The organism is Cohnella sp. GCM10020058, from assembly GCF_042683485.1.
In the GTDB taxonomy this organism is placed as follows: Bacteria; Bacillota; Bacilli; order Paenibacillales; family Paenibacillaceae; genus Cohnella.
In genome coordinates, this window is record NZ_JBHUJV010000043.1 from 1 (window position 1) to 1018 (window position 1018).

The following is a 1018-nucleotide window of genomic DNA, read 5'->3' on the forward strand; positions in this document are numbered from 1 at the left end:
CGGCAAGATGCGACCGCTGGGCATTCCGGCGATCCGGGACAGAGTCGTGCAAATGGCGACGAAAATCGTGGTGGAGCCGATCTTCGAAGCTGACTTCAAAGACTGCTCGTACGAATTCAGACCCAAGCGCAGCCAGCACGGTGCGATCCGGCATATCCGTCGAGCGGTGAAGAAAGGCGTCTACTGGGTGGTCGACATCGATATTTGCGGCTACTTTGACAACATTGCCCATGACAAACTGATGCAACTGGTGGAGCAGCGGATCAGTAACCGAAGGGTGCTGAAGCTGATCCGACAGTGGCTGAAAGCAGGATTCGTGAAAGATGATCAGCTTCACGAAACCGACTTGGGAAGTCCGCAGGGCGGCGTCATTTCACCCTTACTTTCGAATCTGTACTTGAATTACCTGGATACCATCTGGGAGAAGAAGTTCGCAGAGACGGGAACGATGGTGAGATATGCCGATGATCTTGTGATCCTGTGCAAAACCAAGGAACAAGCGCTAAGAGCGATTGACGTGCTCAAGGCGGTATTCGGAAAGCTGGAAGTCGAGATGAACAGGGAAAAGTCGAAGCTCATCAACCTGTGGGACGATAAGCAGGGGTTCGATTTTCTGGGGATGCATCACCGGAAAATACCGAAGAAGCTGAAAGGGAACAAAACGGTGTCTATCCTCCGCAGTTACCCGTCTAAGAAAGCGATGCAGAGCATGAGGCAGAAGGTGAAGGAAGCGACCGAGCCGAGAAATCGCCTGTACTGGACGATGAACCAGATGGTGGCGGAACTGAACCCCAAGATACAGGGGTGGAAGAACTACTACGCGCTTGATTCCTTTGCCGACCCATTCCTGAACAAAATCGACTGGTACATCCGAAAATGCCTCATGCTGTTCTGGAACAAGAAGCGCAACCGTCGTAAGAAACACAGCAAGTCCAGGGAAGCCGCCATGGCGGCACAGTCAGCAGGACTAAAGAAACTCGCCAGCTAAAGAAAGTACCGTAACGCTGAAGGACGAAGA

1 protein-coding gene is annotated in these 1018 nt (G+C 52.3%); it reads left to right on the forward strand.

All coding sequences use genetic code 11. From position 1 onward, the window contains the following. The coding region (ltrA, locus tag ACFSR7_RS36485; RefSeq protein WP_378169635.1) for a group II intron reverse transcriptase/maturase at window positions 1-988 on the forward strand (988 nt) is incomplete at its 5' end. Window positions 989-1018: the final 30 nt, after the last annotated feature.